General features: G+C 27.4%; 19 protein-coding genes and 1 tRNA gene. 14 read left to right on the forward strand and 6 right to left on the reverse strand.

Going from position 1 to position 19,891, the window contains the following annotated elements; genetic code table 4:
- Together EXC37_RS02765 and EXC37_RS02770 are read right to left on the reverse strand one after the other, a co-directional pair.
- Nucleotides 1-1,659 carry a BMP family ABC transporter substrate-binding protein gene (locus tag EXC37_RS02765; RefSeq protein ID WP_051660706.1) on the reverse strand — a complete coding sequence of 553 codons (1,659 nt, stop codon included), beginning with the start codon at nucleotides 1,657-1,659 and terminating at the stop codon, nucleotides 1-3.
- A 1,062-nt stretch (nucleotides 1,660-2,721) separates the two neighbouring features.
- Nucleotides 2,722-4,560 carry a ribonuclease J gene (locus EXC37_RS02770; protein ID WP_029891885.1) on the reverse strand — a complete coding sequence of 613 codons (1,839 nt, stop codon included), beginning with the start codon at nucleotides 4,558-4,560 and terminating at the stop codon, nucleotides 2,722-2,724.
- Between the two features lie 145 nt (nucleotides 4,561-4,705).
- Between EXC37_RS02770 and hprK the strand changes: the two genes are divergently transcribed.
- The 4 genes from hprK to rpmB all read left to right on the forward strand — a co-directional run bounded on the left by hprK (nucleotide 4,706) and on the right by rpmB (nucleotide 7,816).
- Complete coding sequence (gene hprK, locus EXC37_RS02775) at nucleotides 4,706-5,635, forward strand: HPr(Ser) kinase/phosphatase (protein ID WP_006608841.1); 930 nt, start codon at nucleotides 4,706-4,708, stop codon at nucleotides 5,633-5,635.
- A complete protein-coding gene (lgt, locus tag EXC37_RS02780; RefSeq protein WP_029891886.1) occupies nucleotides 5,628-6,602 on the forward strand; it encodes a prolipoprotein diacylglyceryl transferase in 975 nt (324 codons plus the stop codon). Before hprK ends, lgt begins: the two co-directional genes overlap by 8 nt.
- Before the next feature lie 2 nt (nucleotides 6,603-6,604).
- Nucleotides 6,605-7,525 carry an NAD(P)/FAD-dependent oxidoreductase gene (locus EXC37_RS02785; protein WP_029891887.1) on the forward strand — a complete coding sequence of 307 codons (921 nt, stop codon included), beginning with the start codon at nucleotides 6,605-6,607 and terminating at the stop codon, nucleotides 7,523-7,525.
- A gap of 90 nt (nucleotides 7,526-7,615) precedes the next feature.
- On the forward strand, nucleotides 7,616-7,816 hold the full coding sequence (rpmB, locus tag EXC37_RS02790; protein ID WP_006608844.1) for a 50S ribosomal protein L28: 201 nt from the start codon (nucleotides 7,616-7,618) through the stop codon (nucleotides 7,814-7,816).
- 59 nt (nucleotides 7,817-7,875) lie between these two features.
- On the opposite strand, the gene EXC37_RS02795 is transcribed toward rpmB, so the two are convergent.
- Nucleotides 7,876-9,072, reverse strand: coding sequence for an endonuclease/exonuclease/phosphatase family protein (locus EXC37_RS02795; RefSeq protein WP_029891888.1), 1,197 nt, complete (start codon nucleotides 9,070-9,072; stop codon nucleotides 7,876-7,878).
- A gap of 368 nt (nucleotides 9,073-9,440) precedes the next feature.
- On the opposite strand from EXC37_RS02795, the gene rpsP reads away from it, so the two are divergent.
- The 4 genes from rpsP to EXC37_RS02815 all read left to right on the forward strand — a co-directional run bounded on the left by rpsP (nucleotide 9,441) and on the right by EXC37_RS02815 (nucleotide 10,874).
- Complete coding sequence (gene rpsP, locus EXC37_RS02800; protein WP_006608846.1) at nucleotides 9,441-9,704, forward strand: 30S ribosomal protein S16; 264 nt, start codon at nucleotides 9,441-9,443, stop codon at nucleotides 9,702-9,704.
- Nucleotides 9,704-10,390: a tRNA (guanosine(37)-N1)-methyltransferase TrmD gene (trmD, locus tag EXC37_RS02805; RefSeq protein WP_006608847.1), complete on the forward strand. Its 687-nt coding sequence runs from the start codon at nucleotides 9,704-9,706 to the stop codon at nucleotides 10,388-10,390. Before rpsP ends, trmD begins: the two co-directional genes overlap by 1 nt.
- Nucleotides 10,380-10,730 (forward strand): 50S ribosomal protein L19, encoded by a 351-nt coding sequence (rplS, locus tag EXC37_RS02810; protein ID WP_006608848.1) that lies wholly within the window; start codon nucleotides 10,380-10,382, stop codon nucleotides 10,728-10,730. Before trmD ends, rplS begins: the two co-directional genes overlap by 11 nt.
- A 70-nt stretch (nucleotides 10,731-10,800) precedes the next feature.
- Nucleotides 10,801-10,874: transfer RNA gene (locus EXC37_RS02815), tRNA-Thr, on the forward strand.
- Nucleotides 10,875-11,731: 857 nt separating this feature from the next.
- On the opposite strand, the gene EXC37_RS02820 is transcribed toward EXC37_RS02815, so the two are convergent.
- Nucleotides 11,732-12,718, reverse strand: a complete 987-nt coding sequence (locus EXC37_RS02820; RefSeq protein ID WP_029891889.1) for a putative cysteine peptidase — start codon at nucleotides 12,716-12,718, stop codon at nucleotides 11,732-11,734.
- 121 nt (nucleotides 12,719-12,839) lie between these two features.
- On the opposite strand from EXC37_RS02820, the gene rlmD reads away from it, so the two are divergent.
- A complete protein-coding gene (gene rlmD / locus EXC37_RS02825; protein WP_029891890.1) occupies nucleotides 12,840-14,141 on the forward strand; it encodes a 23S rRNA (uracil(1939)-C(5))-methyltransferase RlmD in 1,302 nt (433 codons plus the stop codon).
- 13 nt (nucleotides 14,142-14,154) lie between these two features.
- Here rlmD and EXC37_RS02830 read toward each other — a convergent pair whose 3' ends face one another.
- Together EXC37_RS02830 and EXC37_RS02835 are read right to left on the reverse strand one after the other, a co-directional pair.
- On the reverse strand, nucleotides 14,155-14,751 hold the full coding sequence (locus EXC37_RS02830) for a thymidine kinase (protein WP_006608853.1): 597 nt from the start codon (nucleotides 14,749-14,751) through the stop codon (nucleotides 14,155-14,157).
- Nucleotides 14,752-14,794: 43 nt separating this feature from the next.
- Nucleotides 14,795-16,165 (reverse strand): M17 family metallopeptidase, encoded by a 1,371-nt coding sequence (locus EXC37_RS02835; protein ID WP_029891891.1) that lies wholly within the window; start codon nucleotides 16,163-16,165, stop codon nucleotides 14,795-14,797.
- Nucleotides 16,166-16,314: 149 nt separating this feature from the next.
- On the opposite strand from EXC37_RS02835, the gene EXC37_RS02840 reads away from it, so the two are divergent.
- The 5 genes from EXC37_RS02840 to EXC37_RS02860 all read left to right on the forward strand — a co-directional run bounded on the left by EXC37_RS02840 (nucleotide 16,315) and on the right by EXC37_RS02860 (nucleotide 19,851).
- On the forward strand, nucleotides 16,315-16,872 hold the full coding sequence (locus tag EXC37_RS02840; protein WP_029891892.1) for an inorganic diphosphatase: 558 nt from the start codon (nucleotides 16,315-16,317) through the stop codon (nucleotides 16,870-16,872).
- 59 nt (nucleotides 16,873-16,931) lie between these two features.
- Nucleotides 16,932-17,495, forward strand: a complete 564-nt coding sequence (locus EXC37_RS02845) for a hypothetical protein (protein WP_129693845.1) — start codon at nucleotides 16,932-16,934, stop codon at nucleotides 17,493-17,495.
- A gap of 272 nt (nucleotides 17,496-17,767) precedes the next feature.
- Nucleotides 17,768-18,106 (forward strand): 30S ribosome-binding factor RbfA, encoded by a 339-nt coding sequence (rbfA, locus tag EXC37_RS02850; RefSeq protein ID WP_029891894.1) that lies wholly within the window; start codon nucleotides 17,768-17,770, stop codon nucleotides 18,104-18,106.
- 201 nt (nucleotides 18,107-18,307) lie between these two features.
- Nucleotides 18,308-19,081 (forward strand): hypothetical protein, encoded by a 774-nt coding sequence (locus tag EXC37_RS02855; RefSeq protein WP_029891895.1) that lies wholly within the window; start codon nucleotides 18,308-18,310, stop codon nucleotides 19,079-19,081.
- Complete coding sequence (locus EXC37_RS02860) at nucleotides 19,081-19,851, forward strand: hypothetical protein (protein ID WP_006608859.1); 771 nt, start codon at nucleotides 19,081-19,083, stop codon at nucleotides 19,849-19,851. The genes EXC37_RS02855 and EXC37_RS02860 overlap by 1 nt, the downstream gene beginning before the upstream one ends.
- The last annotated feature ends 40 nt before the right edge of the window (nucleotides 19,852-19,891 follow it).

Below are 19,891 nucleotides of genomic sequence, written 5' to 3' on the forward strand. Positions count from 1 at the left end.
TTAGTTTGATGATTCAGGAGATGCAGGTGAAGAAGGTGATGAAGTTGATTCTGGAGAAGCTGTTGTTGAAGATTCTGCTGGTGCAGATGATGTTTCTTCACTAGTGTTTGTAGTTGTTGCTTCACTTGCAGGTGGATTTTGTGTTGAAGTTTCTGCTCCACTTTCTGTACCTGTTGTAGTTGTTGTTTCAGAAGATGAAGAAGTTCCTGTTGCACCAGTTGTTGATTCTGTTCCAGTAGTTTTATCTGTTGATTCTGTTGTTTCTTTATCACCTGTTTGAGCAGCTGTTTCAACTTCTTTTTCTTTTTCTTCTGAAGAAGTTGAACCTGATGTTGTTCCTGTGGCAGGCACTGTTACTGGGGTTGTTTCTACATTAGGTTTTTTCGCTTCATTAACTGCCGCTGATAATTGAGTTAATCTATCTTGATTACTTTCAACATCATTTGTATCTGATGGTTTAACTTTTTTACCAACTAATCATGCTTTTTCTTCAGTTGTTAATGCATGGAATGCTTCAAAAGCTTTTGCAATAGCAGCGTTTGCTTTTTCTTTATCTGCTACTTTTGAAGGTGCAAGTCCAACTCATTTAGCATCAATACCTTTTTTAATTACTGCATTAGCTTTTCCATCTTCATAATTACCTAAGAATGATGATTCGCCTTTAACCAAAGCTGCAACTGTTTCATAAACAGCTTGAGCAATTTGTTTGGTAATTGATGTAAAGTATTTAGATGAATTTTTAGTATCTACTATTGATTGATCCACATCAACACCAATAACAAGTTTAGTATTTTGTTGATCTGCTACTCATGTAGTTCACGGACCAGCAACAGGTAATAATACGTTGGCTCCTAAATTAATAACTTTGTTTACTTCCGCTTGTTTTGTTGAATCTGTTGTATCAAATACTGAACCTAAGTAAACGTTACCATCCACTATGTATTTTGTTTGAATTGTATTATTTGAATCAGCTTGTGAATTATATTTGTAAAGTCCTTTGTAGAAACCTTCATTAAAGTCAGTAACTCCATTGAAGGTTCCTCCACCAAAAGTACCCGCTGTTCTTTCTGACGCAGGTTTGTCTTTTAAGTATTCTCCAACTGCATAACCAGCTAAGAAACCAGCTTCTTTAGTTTCGAATAATAATGAAATTCCACTACCAGCAGGGATATTTGATGGAATAACAAAATCTAAACCAATAAATTTGATACCTTTAGAATCTACAAGTTGTTTATTATCTTCGTAGAATTTACCAAGAACACTTTCATGATGGAATCCTGGTAAAACTAAAATTTTTGCGCCAGAGTTAATAGCAGCTATATATTGATCTGTAAAGTTGTTATCTTTAACTTCATAGACATCATATTTATCTAAGCTAAGACCAGATTGTTCTCCATAACGAATAATCCCTTCTCAACCTGACTGGTTAAATGATTTATCAAATAAATCCCCCCCGTCAGTAATAAGAGCAACTCTAGGAGCACTAGCAGCTTCTTCTTTTGTTAATTGTAAATTCTCATTCAATTCCACTTTAGCAACCAATGGATTTGGTTTTCTCTTGTGTTCATTTGTTGAACATGCAACAGTGAAAGCTATAAAAGGAAGAGTTGAAGCTGAAGATGCAGCTAAAATTAAACTCTTTTTAAATTTCTTTGACATTTTTTCTCCTCAAAATAATCTTAAATTATGCATTTGTCTTGCATATTTACATTTTAAATTATTTTTTAACTTAAAAATAAAAATACTTGTATGTAAAAGAAAAATGTGAAAATTTTCACATTTGCTGCTTAAATCTTAAAAAAGATTAAAGAAAAAAATAAAAAAGAAGTTATGAATTTTAGTCATAACTTATAAATTTTTAAAAGATTAAATTATTTTTCAAAAATTTGTGTAATTCCTTTTTTCATTTCTTCTTTTTGCTTTTCTCCATAATAATGTTCAACTAATTTAACTATTTTATAGTCATTTATGGAATTTTTATTAATAAATAAGAAGAAATTAGTTTCTCTAATTAATATTTCCTTATTATCATCAATTTCAAATGTTGATTTAATGTAATCTATTTGTTGTGTTTGATCTTTTTTTTCATGTTAAAGAAAGAAAACTATTTGGATTAGATCTTTGATCAATATATTGAAAATGCAAAATATCATATTTATTAAAATCGACATTTTTCTTAATTCATTAAAATCATTGAATCACTTTTCTATATCTTCTTTATTTGTATTTTTGTATGATTCTGATTTTTTAATTAAATAAGTTAATACATCATTTTGTGTCTTAAATATATTGATTTCTTTTTTTGATTCTCCATTTTTTCTATAATCATCATAATCTACTTCATAACTAGGAGAATAAATGACTTTTTTGAATAATCAGTAGTTAATTTATTAATTTCAGAAATAACATTTGGATTAATTGGAGTATTTTACTCATATACAATTTCATCTTTTTAGTATTTGTTTTATCATTTTTATCAATTTGACATGAATGAGATAGTGCAATTGGAGTAAAAATTATTGACGTTGAAAAAAGTAAGTATATTCTTTATTCATTTTTTTCTTTTTTAAAGCAAAAAAAGTAAAAAATCAAAATATGATCTTTTACTTTTGAAACAATTTAATTCTTTTTGATTTCATATTTGAATTATAAAAAATCTATAGTTTTAATTTTTTTATTTGTTCATTTTATAAAAAAATGTGAAAATTTTCACATTTCAAATTATTCTTCATCTTCTTCGTTATGAATGTCTTCAAGAATTTCTTCTTTTGAACCAAAAATGTCACTTTTGACTTGTTTTAATAGCTTCAATGTTGCTTCACTCTCGCTATCTACATTTGAAGTTTTATTAAACTTAATTGGATAATTTTCTAAAGCCTCTTCATTTTCATCATCCGAAAATAAAATGGTTGGAACAATAACTGGTCTTCTTCTTTTTTCTTTATAGAATAAGTTTTCCAATCTCTCAGAAATTAATTGTTTTAATTCAACCACATTTCAATTAGGGGTATTTTTGATATAAAAAAGTGCTGCCCCATGTGCAATTCTTTTTGCTTCTTCAACTAATTCAAGGGAATTTTTGACAAAAAAACTTCCTCTACTTATCAATGAAGCACGTCCATTAATTGTATTTTTTGTTCTATCAATTGATAAAATAACACTAACAAAACCTGATTCAGCTAATCTTGTTCTTTCTTTAACAATTGTTGCATTGATGCCAAGTACATTATTACCATCTATATAAATAGGTCCAAAATGAATTTTTTCATCTGTTTCATAGATCTTTTCGTTTTCCATGTTGTAAACTCTACCTAGTTCTGGAATAATGATATTTTCCGCTTTAACACCGTTTCTAACTGCACTTTCACCATGTACCATACACATACGATATTCTCCATGATATGGTAAAAAGAATTTTGGTTTTGTTAATTGGAAAATTTTATCGTGTTCATGCTTATATGCATGACCAGAAGTATGCAAGTAACCATCAACACCATTTTCTTTAATAATTGCACCTAATTTAGCCAAACGATTAACTAAAAGTTCAATTACCATTCTATTACCTGGAATAGGTGAAGAAGAGAAGATAATCATATCACCTTTTTCAATTTTTACAGTTTGGTGTTTACCATAACTCATTCTTGATAAAGCTGCTAATTGTTCGCCTTGACTTCCAGTTGTTAAAATTACTAAATCTTTACTTGGTACAGAAGAAAGTTCTTTTTTATCAATAAAAATATCATTAGGAACGTTTATATATCCTAATTTACGACCAATTTTTACTCCTTGCACCATTGAACGACCAAAAGTTATAACTCTTTTTTTCAATTTAGCAGCAAGTTCAATAATAGATTTAACTCTAGTTAAATTTGACGCAAAAGCCGTAATGATAGTCTTTTTAGTCGCTTGACGCATGTATTTTTCAATGTCAGTTAAAATGTCATTTTCACTTGGTGAGTGAAAAGGACGCATTGCATTTGTTGAATCACTTAAAAGTACTGTTAAACCTTCTTTTCCAATTTTGTCTAATTTAGCAAAATCAGTATAGTGTTCACCAATTGGATTGTAATCAAATCTAAAGTCACCTGTACACATTAATGATCCATTTGGAGTCGTAACTCTAATACCAAAGGCATCAGGGATAGAGTGTTGTGCTGATCAAAAATCTACTTTACAATTTCCGAAAGTATGAACTGCTTCTTTTTCAATTTCAATAAATTCGATTTTTTGAGTAATGCGATTTTCATCAAATTTCAATTTGAAATATTGAATTGCAATTCTTGGAGCAAAGATTTTTTTAATATGAACTTGTCTTAATAAGTGTACAACTCCACCAATATGATCTTCGTGTCCGTGGGTAATGAATAATCCTTCAATATTTTTCTCTTTAGACTTTAAATAAGAATAATCAGGAATAATTCCTTTTATTCCTGTTGTTGCAATGTCAGCAAACTTAATTCCTGCATCAATTATAAAAATATGATTTTCATGTTCAACTAATAAAGTTGATTTTCCAATTTCTTGAACACCACCAATAGGAATTAAACGTGTTGGATTCATAAATCTCCTCTCGAATATTTAACATTATTAATTAGTAAATAGTTGTTGCGAAACATAAACTTATTTAATTATTTTAATAAAAATATAATGTAACTATAAAAATAATTATTAAATTATAATTAATAATATTAATAAATAGGTGAATATGCAAGCAAAAAAAATAAATGTAAGAAAGTTAATTGAAAAGTTCAATCTAACTTTAGACAATCATAAGGAAAATATTGAATTGCGAGATATTTATTCTCCCTCTGTCAAAAAACTAGGTTTAGAGCTTGCTGGTGAATTTGTTGGAGACAACTACCAGCATAATGTTATTTGTTGAGGAAACAGCGAAAATAGTTACTTTGAAAAAATTGGAGAGAGTAAAGCTAAAAAAGTTTTAGACCTTGTTTTACAAGTTCAACCACCACTTTTAATTCTCTCTTGTGGAATTAAAGAAATGGCTAAAAACTGAATTGTTGAAATTGCAGATAAATATAATATTCCTGTTTTTTGGTCAAAACAAGATACTGCAAAAATTATGACAACAATTGGAACATACTTGAATGACATGTTTTCAGAAGAAATTCAAGTTCATGGATGTCTTGTTTCAATAGGCGGAACAGGAGTATTAATTGTTGGAAATAGTGGTGTTGGAAAGTCTGAAGCAACTTTAGAGTTAATTCAAAAAGGGCATTTATTTATTTCAGATGATGCAGTGTTGATTAAACACATTGGTGTCCATTTTTATGGTACTGCCCCTCAAATTACAAAAAATTTTATTGAGGTAAGAGGAATTGGACTTATCGATATTAAATACACTTATGGAATTAAATCAATCACTGATGGGGCTGTAATTGATTTTGTAGCTGAATTAGTTTATCCAAGCGAAAATGTGCATTTTGATCGTTTAGGAATTGATTATTTACAATACAACATCTTAGATGGATATTTACCAAAAATTCAAATTCCTGTTAAAAATGGTTTCTCTGCTGCTTCTTTAATTGAAGCTGCAGTGAGTACATTTGTAGCAAGAAAAGATGGTAGTAGTGTGCTATCACAAATTGAAAAAAGAAAGGATGATATAAATGAATAATATTTGATATCCTCAAACAGCACATGCTGAAGGTTCGGGTGGTGTGTTATTTCAAATTGGAAATTTTTCATTCCATACTTACTCATTAACCTTGTTTTTAGGTATTTTGGCTGCAATTTTAACAATAGCTATTTTTTGAAAAAGACAAAATTATAAATTTGAATATTTAATGATGCTTGTCTTTATTACAATTCCGACTTCTTTAATAGGTTCGCGGCTTTGAGATTTAGTTGAAGAATTTCTTTATAAACGCGATACTTTTGATTTTAGTCGTTGATATGCAATTTGGGAAGGTGGTTTAAGTATCCAAGGTGGAGTTGTGGCGGCTTTCATTGCCGATTTCTTCTATGTCTATGCAAAAAGAGATGTTTTGGATATGAGAAAAGTTGCTTCAATCATTATCCCTACTGTCTTAATTGGACAAGTTATAGGACGTTGAGGAAATTACGCTAATCATGAACTTTATGGAAAAGTTGATTGAGATGGATCAAGCGTGTTAATTTTTGGAAAAACTTTTGCAAGCAATATGTTTATTTCCGATTCAGTTTCCAAAAGTTACAATCAAATAGGTCTTTATAGATATCCACTATTCCTTTACGAGTCACTAATTAACCTTATTGGTTACTTAGTAATTGTTTGAGTAATAAATCTATTTGGATTATTTAAACCTGGTGCAAGTGCAGGAGCATACTTCATATGATATGGTTTTGTGCGTTTAGCAATGGAACCGTTGCGTCAAAATGCATATGCGCTTTATTCAGTTGCTGCTATTGCTTTCGTTTTTGCAGGAACTATAGCGTTTATCTATTTCCAATTCTTCTGCAAAATTCACTATATAAGAATAAAAAGAAAATACTGATTCGATTACACTTACGCTCATCCTGAAAAATACATTAAATGAATTGAATCAACTAGAGTTTTTAGAACTAAAAGAACAAGAGAACCTTTAGTTGAGTTGAAAGGATAATTATGAATAAAATTTATGATGTTGTTATTATTGGAGCAGGTCCTGCAGGATTAAACGCAGCTCTTTATGCTTCACGTTCAAATTTAACTACTGCTTTAGTAGAAAAAGGCGCACCTGGTGGAAAAATGACGCAGACCTCAAAAATCGAAAACTGACTAGGTTTCGATTTAATTGAAGGTTATGAACTTTCAATGAAAGCCTATGATCATGCTAAATCATTTGGTGCTGAACATATCTTTGGTGAAGTTGTCAAAATTGACAAAGTTAAAGATAAAGAATTTCACACACTTTTAAGTGATAATACAACTTTAGTTTCTAAAACTGTAATTATTGCTACTGGTATGGTTAATAGAGAACCTTCATTCATTGAAAACTATGAAATGTTCAAATTTAGAGGAATTAGTTTTTGTGCTACTTGTGATGGTCCATTATTTAAAGATAAAGTTGTTGTAGCTTTAGGTGGTGGAAATAGCGCTGTGGAAGAATCTGCTTTTTTAGCAAAACTTGCTAAAAAAGTTTACCTTGTAGTAAAAGATGATCACTTTATTGCCGAAGCAAGATTAGTTGAAGATTTGAAAAAAATTCCAAATGTAGAAATTCATATGTCAACAGTAATTAAGTCAATTAATGGACAAAGTGGAATCGAAGAATTCACTCTAGTTAATGCTAAGGGTGAAGAAATTAAAATTCAAGCACAGGGATTTTTCCCATTTATTGGTTTTATTCCAAGCAATGATTCATTTAAACATTTAAATATTACTGATAAAGCAGGATTTATTATGACTGATGAAAATATGGAAACTGATGTTAAAGATCTTTATGCCATTGGTGATATTAGACAAAAAACAGTTCGTCAAATTGTAACCGCAGCTGCTGATGGGGCAATTGCTGCTAAAAATATTGCAGATAAGTTAAGCATTTAACATTCTAAAAAATATTTTTGTGTTATAAGTTTTAATATATAATTAATTTACTTTTTTATAAACTATAGTTTGAATATGAAAGGAGACCCTATGTCAAGAGTTGACCAAATTACCGGAAAAGGTCCATTAGTTGGTAATTTACGTTCACATGCTATGAATGCTACAAAACGTAAATTCAACGTTAACTTACAAAAAATTACTGTTGTAGTTAATGGTAGAAAAACTGTACTTAGAGTAAGTGCTAAAACAGCTAAAACCATCAAAAACAAAGGTGTAATCCTTTCAAATTAATATTATTCACATTAATAATAAAAAAGATGCTTGCGCATCTTTTTTATATATTCAATAAGTTATTGATTTAATTTATACTCAATCATAACAGGGGCATGGTCGCTAATATCTCCCCGAATTAATTCATATCAAGGAACACTATTAGCATTAACATATTTGCCTTTGTTTTGCGGCATTTGGTATCAAAGTTGTTGATGCTCACTTAAATTTAGTCAACCGCCATTTGTATCAAAAGCATGTAATAAATCCACCCTATAGTTTTCTGGTTCTAATGGCATAATATTTTGCTCATTTTGATCTAAATAAATAAACTTATCATAAGCATTGACATAGCCTCTTTTTTGACCATCCTTTTTATAAGCTTCAAGTGTCGATAGTGAAGTTTTATAGTATTCATTTAAGTTTTTAGCAAATTCCTTATAGGCCAATTTAATGCCGTTTTCGGTAAATTCTTTTGTTTCAAAAATTAGATTATTAGCATTTTTAATATTTGTATCTCCCATTACTAAAATATCGTGAGGATAATCTTTTTTTAGTTCTTTAATAATAACTGCTAAATCTTGTACTTCTTGAACTTCTTTGTTTCCTTGTCCACTATAAATTTCACTAGCTTCATCATTTTGCTTAGTTGACTTAGGGTTTGATGGACTGCCTGGCGAATCTAAATGAATATTAATGAGAGCAAAATCATTTTTAGCATTTTTGTCCCTAAAATATGCGATAAATGGATAACGAACATAATTGTATTTTCTTAAATTATCACTTTTGTACAAATCTACTTTATTACTTTTATAAACAAAGGCAAACTGCTCTCTTTGTGTTGCATACTGAGGATTGGGTTCACTTTTAGAACTGGCAAAAACTCATTGATTATTTTTATCTAGCTCATTTAAAGTATCAACAATTCTTTTAACTTTTGCTCCATCTCCATCATTTATTTCTTGCAAAGCAACAATATCACTATTCTTATATAGAATAGTTTTTGCAATACCTAAAACCTTGTTAGAATTTTTAATTGAATCTTCGCCACCAAAGTTTAAAATATTTCATGACATGATGTTCAATTTTTCATTATTACCCTCTAAAATAGGAATTTTAGTATCTTTATTAGGATCGGATGTACCTGAATCTAAATTGCCAGATTTATCTTTTTTAAAAATATTTTTATATTGTAAATAAATAACTGTTGCCCCAAGACCAGCTGCTAAAAGAATTCCACCTGCTGTTCCCAATGTTTTTTTATAATTTCATGCCATAATAAGTCCTTATATAAATATTTGTATCTGTAAAAATTGTATAAAAAAAGAGCTCAAAAGCTCATTTTTTTTGATTTACATACTATAAGAAATATTAAAAAGTTTCACGCATAAAACTTTTTTAAATTATTTAAAGGAAGGGAGCAATATACTCTTAAGCAACTAGTTTGAAAACTAGTAATCGTTCATCTAAGGGAACGCATCATTAGCATTATAAACTAAAAAAATAAAATACCTCAAATATTTTTTCAAAAAAATAAAATGTTTATTTCTTTTTAAAAATTATTTTTATATTAAAATAATAAAGCAAATTGCTTGGTGTCAAGCAGTTTCGCTTGACATTAAAATAATTAGGAGAATTTACTACAATGGTAAAAATTAGATTAAAAAGATTAGGTAGCAAATTTAATGCTTGCTACAAAATTGTAGCTGCAGATTCTCGTGCTCCACGTGATGGAAGATTTATTGAAGCTTTAGGTCAATACAACCCACGTAGCAAAGAATTTGCTCTTAACGAAGAAGCAACTCAAAAATGAATCAACGAAGGTGCTCAAATTACTGAAACTGTTTACAACTTATTTAGAAAACACGGTTTGAATACTAAATTTCAAAAAAATAAATCTGCTAAATAATGAAAATTAATTTTTTAACTCTTTTTCCAAATTACTTTAAACCATTTGTTGAAGAATCAATTATTAATAAAGCGCAAACCAAAGGTTTATTAGATATTAAAATAATTGATTTTAGACAGTTTTCAAATGATAAACATAATAAAGTTGACGATGAAATTTATGGTGGAGGTCATGGTTTGCTATTAAAAGTAGAACCAATTGATCTTGCTTTAAAATCATTAGAAAAAAATGGTGGTTATAAAATTCTGGTTTCTCCACAAGGTAAAAAATTTGATCAGCAAATTGCTAATCGTTTAGCAAAACATGAACAAATAACTCTTATTTCGGGACGTTATGAAGGCTTTGATGAAAGAGTTGTAGAACTGGTGGATGAAGAAATTTCAATTGGCGATTATGTTTTGACCGGAGGAGAATTGCCATCTATGGTAATTGCTGATGCAATAGCAAGACTTGTTCCTGGTGTAATTAATCAATTAAGCCATGAAAATGACTCATTTCAAAACGAAGGACTTTTAGATTATCCTCAGTACACACGCCCAAGAGTGTATGAAGGAATGTCCGTACCAGAAGTTTTATTTAGTGGAAATCATGCAAAAATTGAAGCATGAAAAAAAGAGGCACAATATCAAAAAACATTGAAAAATCGTCCTGATATTATCGAAAGGATAAAACAAAATGAGAAATAAATTAATCGAATTAGTAGAATCAAGCCAATTACGTACAGATCACCCAGAATTTCGTGTTGGAGACAATGTTAAGGTTCACGTACGTATTCGTGAAGGTGAAAAAGAACGTATTCAAATTTTTGAAGGTTTAGTAATTAGCAAAAAAGAAACCGGAACACGTGAAACATTTACAGTAAGAAAAACATCATTTGGTATTGGAGTTAATAGAACATTCCCATTACACTCACCTCTTATTGCTCAAATTGAAGTTGTTCGTTCAAACAAAGTGCGTCGTTCAAAACTTTACTACATGAAAAACAGAAGTGGTAAAGCTGCAAGACTTAAAGAAATCAAACGTTAAGAATACATTTATAAAAATGCAGAAATTTCTGCATTTTTATATACAATTTAAGAGCTTGTTTATTTCTTATGCCAAATTAGTTAAGTGGTATAACGGCTGACTCGTAATCAGTTATCACGAGTTCGATTCTCGTATTTGGCACCATATCCAAAAAAACATCTATAATGCTTTTTTATAGCATATTAGATGTTTTTTATTGTAATTTTATTATCATTATAAATAAAAACACAACACAAAATAAAAATCACAGTAACAAAAATAGTCAATGGCAATGAAATAGCTAATTCCAATATGTTTTTTATGATAAAAACATTGAAAATTGTTTCTGCAATTCAGGTTAAAACCACCATTATTAATATGGGCAACGAAAAGAAAAGAAATAGTTTTTTTCTTAACAAGTAATTTTTGTTTACTTTAATTTTTTTTACAAAGAAAATACTAAATAATGAGTAAAATCAAAAATTTTTATTATTCAATAAAACAAAAAATGATCAAATATAAATTAAAAGAATAATACTTCAAATCATAGCAACATGTTTTATATAAAAAAGAAAATTGTCAGTAATTATATTTTTGTGATAAAGATATTTAAATGTATTGAAAGATGAGTTTATTCCCTTTGCACAAAGAAGAACAAAAGGATAAAATACAATTGATAAAAATATGATGATTAAAAGCGAAGAGTTGCAAATAAATATAAGAATTCTATTGCATTTCAAATAATGCATTTATTTGTCTTCCAGTATATTTTTTGCCATTTCAATTAAATTTTTTTTCTAAAGTTTCGTGTTTTGAATTGTTTTTTAAACGCATTGAAAAAAAGTATGATCCTCATGCTGAAGTATAATAAGAGTACAAAACACTGTTGTGATACTTATCACTTCAACAACAAGAAGCTAAAAACATGTCTGTATCATCATCGTATCCATAAATAATTAATGCATGATTAGGAAAAGGACCACTTATAGGTGCAATTCCTAAAATAGCTGGTATTCCTCTTTTTACTGATTCTCAGGCCTTGTAGTAACCTCCAAATTTTGTATCAAAGACTCATTTTTTTCTTCTTCTGGATTCGAAATAAAACTTTTTGTAGCTTGTACGTATAAATTTCCAGTTTTTAAGTCTATATTTTTATCTGCTAGTTCATACAATTTATATCCTAAACTCTCTTTTGGACTATTGTTATTGTGATATCTAAAAAGTGGGGAAGTGTCTTCCAATTTATTAGAAAACGCTGATTCTACAATATATTTTCGAAATTGTTCATCTGTAAATACTCCCGATTTTATAAATAGTTCATTGTACAAAAGTATTTGTGACAAAGCCACATATTCACACAATCCATTTTCACTATTTTCAAATCTTAAATCAATATAACCTGCCTTACTCACATTATCTCTTGATCCGAATCATCATCCATATGGAACTTCGGTTGAAATATTGAAGTGGCCGTTTTTTTCATATTGAAGAGTTTTAACCCCCTCCATTGTTCCCACTCCTCTTTTATTTCTTTGTGATTCATGTTTTATACGGGTATCATTTTCAATTCGTTTTTCATCAATATGAATATAGGCATTTAGAAGATTTTCAAAAGTATAAACTTTGTTGTCATTCAAACTAATAAAATTTCTGCCTTTATCTTTAATTTCTAGAATGCCTAAAAAACCACCGTAAATAAGTTCTTTATTCTCCAATGATTTATTTAGTTCAGTTCAGTTTATTTCTATAGAAATTTTTGTTTTTAAATCTACTATTGAATAACCACTATCAAAAACTACAAGAATTAATTCGCGATTGAATATATCTTTAAGAAATTTAACGAAAGATAAATTACTTTCTTTGTTAAGCAATCTTGTAAGTTTTTGTTGTTCTTTCAAAACTATCTCTTTAACATATTCATCTTTGAAATTATTTGATTGTTTTGCTGATGCACCAATAACGGGAACAATCAAACCAGTTACTGGCAAAAAACGCAAAAATTTGCTCATTTTGCCTTCTTTTTATTCTTTTTTTTAATTTTTCCAATTTAATTCTAGATCCATTTCAAAAAGAAATCAAAGAAATTTTTTTATTTTTTTCACTATAATAATATGTATCTTAAGGAGTATTATGTATAGGATTGGTGATGTAGTTGAAAACATAAAAACTAATGAATTATCATACGAAGGTTATGGTGTAGTTAGGTTAGAAAATCATACTATTTTTGTTGAAAATCTATTACCGGATGAAATTGCCGATATAGTTATTAAAAAAACTAATTCTAAAATTAGTTACGCAAGAATAATCAAACTAATTAAAAAGTCAAAGAAAAGAATAAAAGATATTAATGATCCACTAATTTTGTCTGGAATTGCTCCTTTAGCTCATCTTCCTTACAATGAACAACTAAAATTCAAAGAAAATGTTGTTAAAAATTTAGTAAATAGAAATTTGAATTTTTTAACAATTGAGAAAATTAAAGAATCTCCTGACACTTGGAATTATCGAAATAAGATCAAATTAATTTGCCAAACAGTAAACAACAAAATTACTTGTGCTAATTATGAAAAACAAACAAATTTTTTAGTTGAAAAAACTTCATTAGATCTTGCACAAAAAAACATTATTGATTTTCTAAATATTTTTTTGGAAAAAATAAATAATTTCGCTTCTCTTAAACATAACTTAGAAGAGATTATTATTAGAAATTCTTTTGAAGAAAACAATCTCATTTTAGTTCTAAAAACTAAAAATGAAATTGATAAAAAACATTTGTCTCTTTTTCTAAATAATTTTCAAAATTTAGTTCAAGTTTACAACACTTATAGCATAAAAAATAAACTGCGTGTAAAACAAATTATCTATAAAAAAGATTTTGTAGACAAAATAAATGATCTAAACTTCCAAATAAATTGAAATAGCTTTTTTCAAATCAATAATAAACAAACATCACATCTATATAAAAGTTTAATTGATCAAATGAACTTTAAAACAAGTGATTTAGTAATTGACGCCTTTTGTGGAATAGGAACTATTGGTCTTTCAGTTGCCAAAAAAGTAAAAAAAGTTATTGGCTTTGAAATTGTTCCTGAAGCTGTAGTAAATGCAAAAAATAATGCAAAAATTAATAATATTCAAAATGCATTTTTTATAGCTGGCAATGTAAATAAAACAAGTGAACAATTAAAGGAAGAAATTGATAAATTAATTGTCGATCCTCCTCGTGAAGGAATTGATAAAAAGTTTATGTCTACCATTTTGAAATTGAAACCCAAAGAAATTGGATATATTAGTTGCAATCCTCACACTTTTGTTAGAGATGCTAAAATTTTAATTGATAATGAATATGAATTAAACTATTTAAAACCTTTCGATATGTTCCCGCAAACTTATCATATTGAATTAAGTGCTCATTTTAAAAGAAAAAAATAAGTTCAAATTGAACTTATTTTTCTTTATTATTTTTCAATAACTCTTCTTTTTCTAATTCTCCACTTATATGGCAAATTCTACATCTTGCTTCGTATTCACTATCCCCTAAAAGATTTAAATCTGTTGATTTAACCTTTCTAAATGAAAAACCTGCAGACGTTTTACATTTGACACACACTGCTTTCAATTTAACAACCTCATCAGCAATTGAAAGAATCTGAGGCATAATTCCAAAGGGACGACGTAAAAAGTCCATATCTAAACCTGAACAAATTACCCTTACTCCGTTTAAAACTAACTTATCAATTACTTTTAATAAGCCTTTATCTAAAAAGTTTACTTCATCAATTGCAACCGCTTTATAAGTATGATTTCACAAAGTTAAAATATCTTTTGCTTTACTAATATTATGGGCTTTTATTTTTCCACCAGTACGACTTACTAATTTATTTTCAGAAAATCTTGTATCAAATTGTGGTTTTACAACTAATGTTTTAATATCTGCAATTTCTAAAATTTTAATTCTTTTTAATAACTCTTCTGTCTTACCAGAAAACATTGGGCCTGTTATTACTTCCAAAAGCCCGTTACCATGTGATTTTAAATACATAATTGACACAAAAAGCCCTATGAAACGGGCTTTTTTGTAAAAATTAGTTTAAAGCTAACTCAGCTAATGTGTGAACTAAAACACCTTGTGGTTCTTCACTAATTTCAGCTGTTCCTGCTACATCAAAGTGCACATATTCAACATCTTCTGTAAATTCTTTTAAAAACATTGCTGCAGAGTTTGATCCACCGTTACCTGATAAATCTGTGTTTTTTAAATCTGCAACTTTTGATTGTTTAATATTTTTAGCAAAAGCTTCATCGAATGGCATTCTTCAAACAAGTTCTCCAGCTTTTTTAGCTGCTGCTTGAACATCTTCTCATGCTTTTTCAGTTGTTGTTCATACACCTGTGTATGTGTGACCTAAAGCTGAAAGAATTGCACCAGTTAAAGTTGCAACATCAATTAAACGTGTAGCTTTTAATTCTCTTACTGCGTAGGTTAAACCATCAGCCATTACTAAACGACCTTCAGCATCTGTGTTATTGATTTCAACAGTTTTACCATTCATTGATTTTCATACAGTGTCAGGTAATGATGCATCACCATTAACACGGTTATCAGTAATACACATTACAGCAGCAAAATTTTTCTTAGGTTTTAATTGTGCAATGGCTTTTAAAGCTCCAGCAACAATAACAGAACCTGACATGTCAAATTTCATGCCTAACATGTGTCTTCCGCCTTTAAGTGAATAACCACCAGAGTCAAAAGTAATTCCTTTACCAACTAAAACAGTTTTTTCTTCACTATCTTTATCGCCGTTGTATTCAATTACAACTACACGTGGTTCATAAACGCTTCCACGGTTAACTGAAAGTAAAAGTCCCATACCATATTTTTCAATTTGTGCTTTATTAAGTACTGTTACTTTTAAATTATCATATTGTGCTAAATCTTTTTGAACAAAATCAGCCAAATATTCTGAGTTACAAATGTTTGGTGGCATAATTTGTAAATTTCTTGCGAAATTAGTAGCTTCAGCTAAAACAACTGCTTTTTCAAAAGCATCTTGTACTTCCTTAGTTACTGTTGTTAAATAAGGCAATAATTCATAACCTTTGCATCCTGTGCAAGTTGTTTTTTCTTTGTATAAATCTGCTTTAACAAAGTATACTGCTCTTGTTAATGCTTCAACTACAGCAACTTCATTTACATTTTCACTAACAAATGAAGCAATATCAACTAAATATGTTCTACCTTGAGCAGCTAAAACTCCTTTAAAAGTTGACACTAAAGCTTCTTTTGTTAAATCTTTTTTTTCTCCTAAATAAACATAGGCAACATTTTCATTTAAATATTCGGTAACTTTACCATTTTTTTCAACTAAATATTTTTTTGCTTCTTGGTCTTTAAAAAAGGCCTTTAAAACAACGTCATTAGTTTTTTCGGTCAAAATATTTTTAAATAACATTTGTTTAATCTCCTTATAAATAATTATTGTAATTTTACTATTAAAAATTAGAGATAATCATAGACATTTAAAAAATATTTTATATGTGTTTAATTCATTTTTTAAAATCTTAAAAAAGCAAGTGATTAATGTTTTATAATAAAAGAATTATGTCAAAAAATAATATTGTAGAAATTAAAATTGAAATTACTAAAGGTTCAAACATCAAATATGAATATGATCGTAAAGACGGACAAATTCATGTTGATAGAATTTTAAGAGGAGATTTTGTTTATCCATCAAACTATGGATTTATTCCTAATGCTCTTGATTGAGATGGAGATGAATTAGACGTTTTACTTTATAGTTCAGAAAAATTCATCCCAGGTGTAGTTTTAAATGCGCGTATCATTGGAGCAATGAAAATGATAGATTCAGGAGAAACTGATACTAAATTAGTTGCTGTACATGCTGATGATTATCGTTTAGATCACATTCAAGAATTAAAAGATTTACCTGAGCCATTTTTAAAAGATGTTGAAACATTCTTTAATAACTACAAAAATTGAAAAAAACCAGGCCTTACCAAAGTTCAAGGTTTTGAAAATTTAGAATGAGCACTTGCCGAATTAGAAGAATGTGTTGAATTAATGGATAAATATGGACAGTTGCCTAAAAAAGAATTTGTGGCAAAAATGCAAAAAGAACACCCAGAGAAATATGAATAAGCCTTTTGGCTTATTTTTTTATTTCATCACCAAGAAATTTAATTCACTATAATTGAAAAATGAAAAAACATTATTTTGTTATAGATTTCGAGGTTGTAGATCTTAATATTTGACAAAGATTTTTAAAGAAAAAAGTTTTTTTAAAATTCACTAAAATCCCTTTTTCTTTTAGCATTTGTCACTATAAAAAAGGCAAAAAAATATCTAAAAATCAAATTTTAAATTTTAAGATTAACTTAAGTAATTTATCTTTAACAAAATTAAAAAAGAAAATAAAAGAAACTTTAAATTTTGCTGTTAAAAATTTATTAGGTGACTTTTCTTTTGAAATTTCAAAGAATAATTCTTCATTTCTTTGTTGAAACAAGTTATTAGAAGAAGAAATAATAAAAATGGTTTTTCCCAAAATAACAATAGAAGAAATTAAATATTCAAAAACTTTTTCTCTTAAAAAAATTGATAATAAATCTTTTAATGTTAATTTGTTTAAATATTTTAAAAAAATTAATAAAACACTAAATTTAATGCCTTCAAAATATATAAATAAAAATGGTTTTATAGCAAATGCTATCGGTTTTTTATTTTTTATTAAAGAGAATGATTCAAAGAATAAACTTCTGTAAAAAATTAAAATAAATTGAACAAAATTACAAAATGAAATTAAAGAATATAACAATGATGATTTAAGCAGAATCATTAATTATTTAAATAATCAAAAAAGTTTTCAAACACACATAGAAAGAACTTTAACAACTCAAAAAAATAATGAATTTAACTTTAAAATTCTTCAATATTTAGAAATATTAAGGATCAATTTTGAAAAATTTTGACAGTATAAGTTTAAAAATACTCCTAAAAAATAATAAAATTATTATATATATAAAAGGAGCATATTATGAAACCAAACATTAACACCTTAAGAAGAGAAGAACAAATTAAAAATTTAATTGCTCAAATCCTTTATGACATTAATAATGCCGATGTAATTAATCCAACAGTTATGGATTGCAAATTGTCAAATGATCTTTCACATGTTAAAGTTTATGTAACTTTTGAAGCTAGATCACTTAAAGGTATTGAAGCTTTAGAAAGAGCTAAGGGTTATGTAAAAACTAGAATTGCCAAAGTTCTAGATTGAAGAAAAGTTCCTGACATTCACTTTGAACTAGATGAATTAAATAATTCAGCAATGAAAATTGATAGCATTTTACAACAAATCAAAAATGAAGAATAATTCTATAAAACAGATTATTAAAGCAAAAATAAATAAACAAAAACGCAGTAAATTATAAATTATTGCGTTTTTGTTTATAATTTTTTAGAACTTCTGTTAACTGGTAAGTTAGTTTAAAAAAATGCAAAATGATAATTAACAATTTAGTTTCAAAAAAATAAGTTATTAAGATATATAAAATGAAAGGGATAATTTAGGTTAATGAGTAACAGCGTCATTTTTTCAATTATTGCCACAGTATTTATTATGATTACCGGACTTCATATTTATGTTAGACTTTGATTTTTTATAGATAATATAGCAGGTCCTGAAAAATTTGCTTTAGGTTTTAAATATAAAACAGAGGAATTAAAAAATGGTGATATTTCAATTTGTAAAGAATTATTAGAAGGTAAAAAAATAATTTATAAATTTTTAAAAAAATTAATTGTTATTTTACTGTTTCGTGATTTAGTTATTGTTTCAATTGCAATTATTTTAAATGTTCTTGATTTTGTATTATCTAAAAATGATGTATCTTTTCTTCTAAATTATTTCAATTTAGGTTTGTACTCAATTCCTTTCTTCTGACTTATTTGAGATTTCAAAAGATTAATTCAACTTTATTATTATTCCAAACAAGTTGATAAATACGTAAAAAACAATTTAGTTAATAAAAAAGAAATTAATATTTTTGATAAAGAAGAAACAAGTGGAGTTAATGAAAAATACAAAAATATAACAGAATTAAAAATATTAAAAGATCGTTTAGAACTACAAATTAAAGGTAGTAAAAAACAAATAAATTTAATTCTTTTATTCGAAAGACAATTTGAAAAAAAGGAATTGAAACCTTTTATTAAAGAAATTTATTTTTGACTCATACCACAAAACTGAAAAGAATGAGAATTTTATTCAACCCAAGAATTTGAACAAAATGACTTAATTTATTTAAGTGAACATTTAGAAAAAGTTAAATGAAGCAAGGAAAAATAATGACATTTGACACATATACATTTTTAATAATTTCTATTCCTTTAAATATAATGATTGCTATAAGTGCATCGTCTATCGTTAGTTTTAAAACAGGCAAAAATATAACTATTTATTGGCCTACTATTTTTAAACACAAATATAAATTATTATTAAAAAATAAATTAGAAATTGATAGAAATTTCATTGATACTAAAAAATTAATATTCAGAACCGTTTGAAAAAATATTATGAAACATTCTATTCCGCTTTGAATAACATCAATTGTATTTTTTGTTTTACATATTCTTGCTCTTTATTACTTAAAAAATGATCGAGAATATTATAAAAATGTTGTTTCAGTTTCAGCTATTTATCTTTTAATTATTCCGGCTTGATTTTTTAACTTTTGAGTAATTTTTAAATTAAAAAAATACAATAGACTTCTAGATAAATTTAAAAATGAAGAAAATACTGAATTGAACTATAAAAAAGATTTATTAGATAAAAATTATTCTGAAGAGTTGGTTAAAAAATATCGAGAATTTGCTAGATCTAATCACTCTATTTCATATGTTAATTTAACTTCTAAGATCAACAAGAAAGATAAAATAAATTTAATTAATATTACAGCAACTATTTTCAATACAAAAGAATGAAGAAATAAAGAAAAAGAAATTTTCGCTTTTCTAATCCAAGGAAATTTAGAAGATTATGAAATTGATTCTGAATTTCCACTATCAATGAATGATCTAAAAAATTCTTTTGAATTATTTAAATATTTAAATTATTAAATTTGCCAAAAAGTGTATAAAAAAGACCTTTAAGAAAATT

This window comes from Mycoplasmopsis columbina (assembly GCF_900660685.1).
Lineage (GTDB): Bacteria > Bacillota_I > Bacilli_A > Mycoplasmatales > Metamycoplasmataceae > Mycoplasmopsis > Mycoplasmopsis columbina.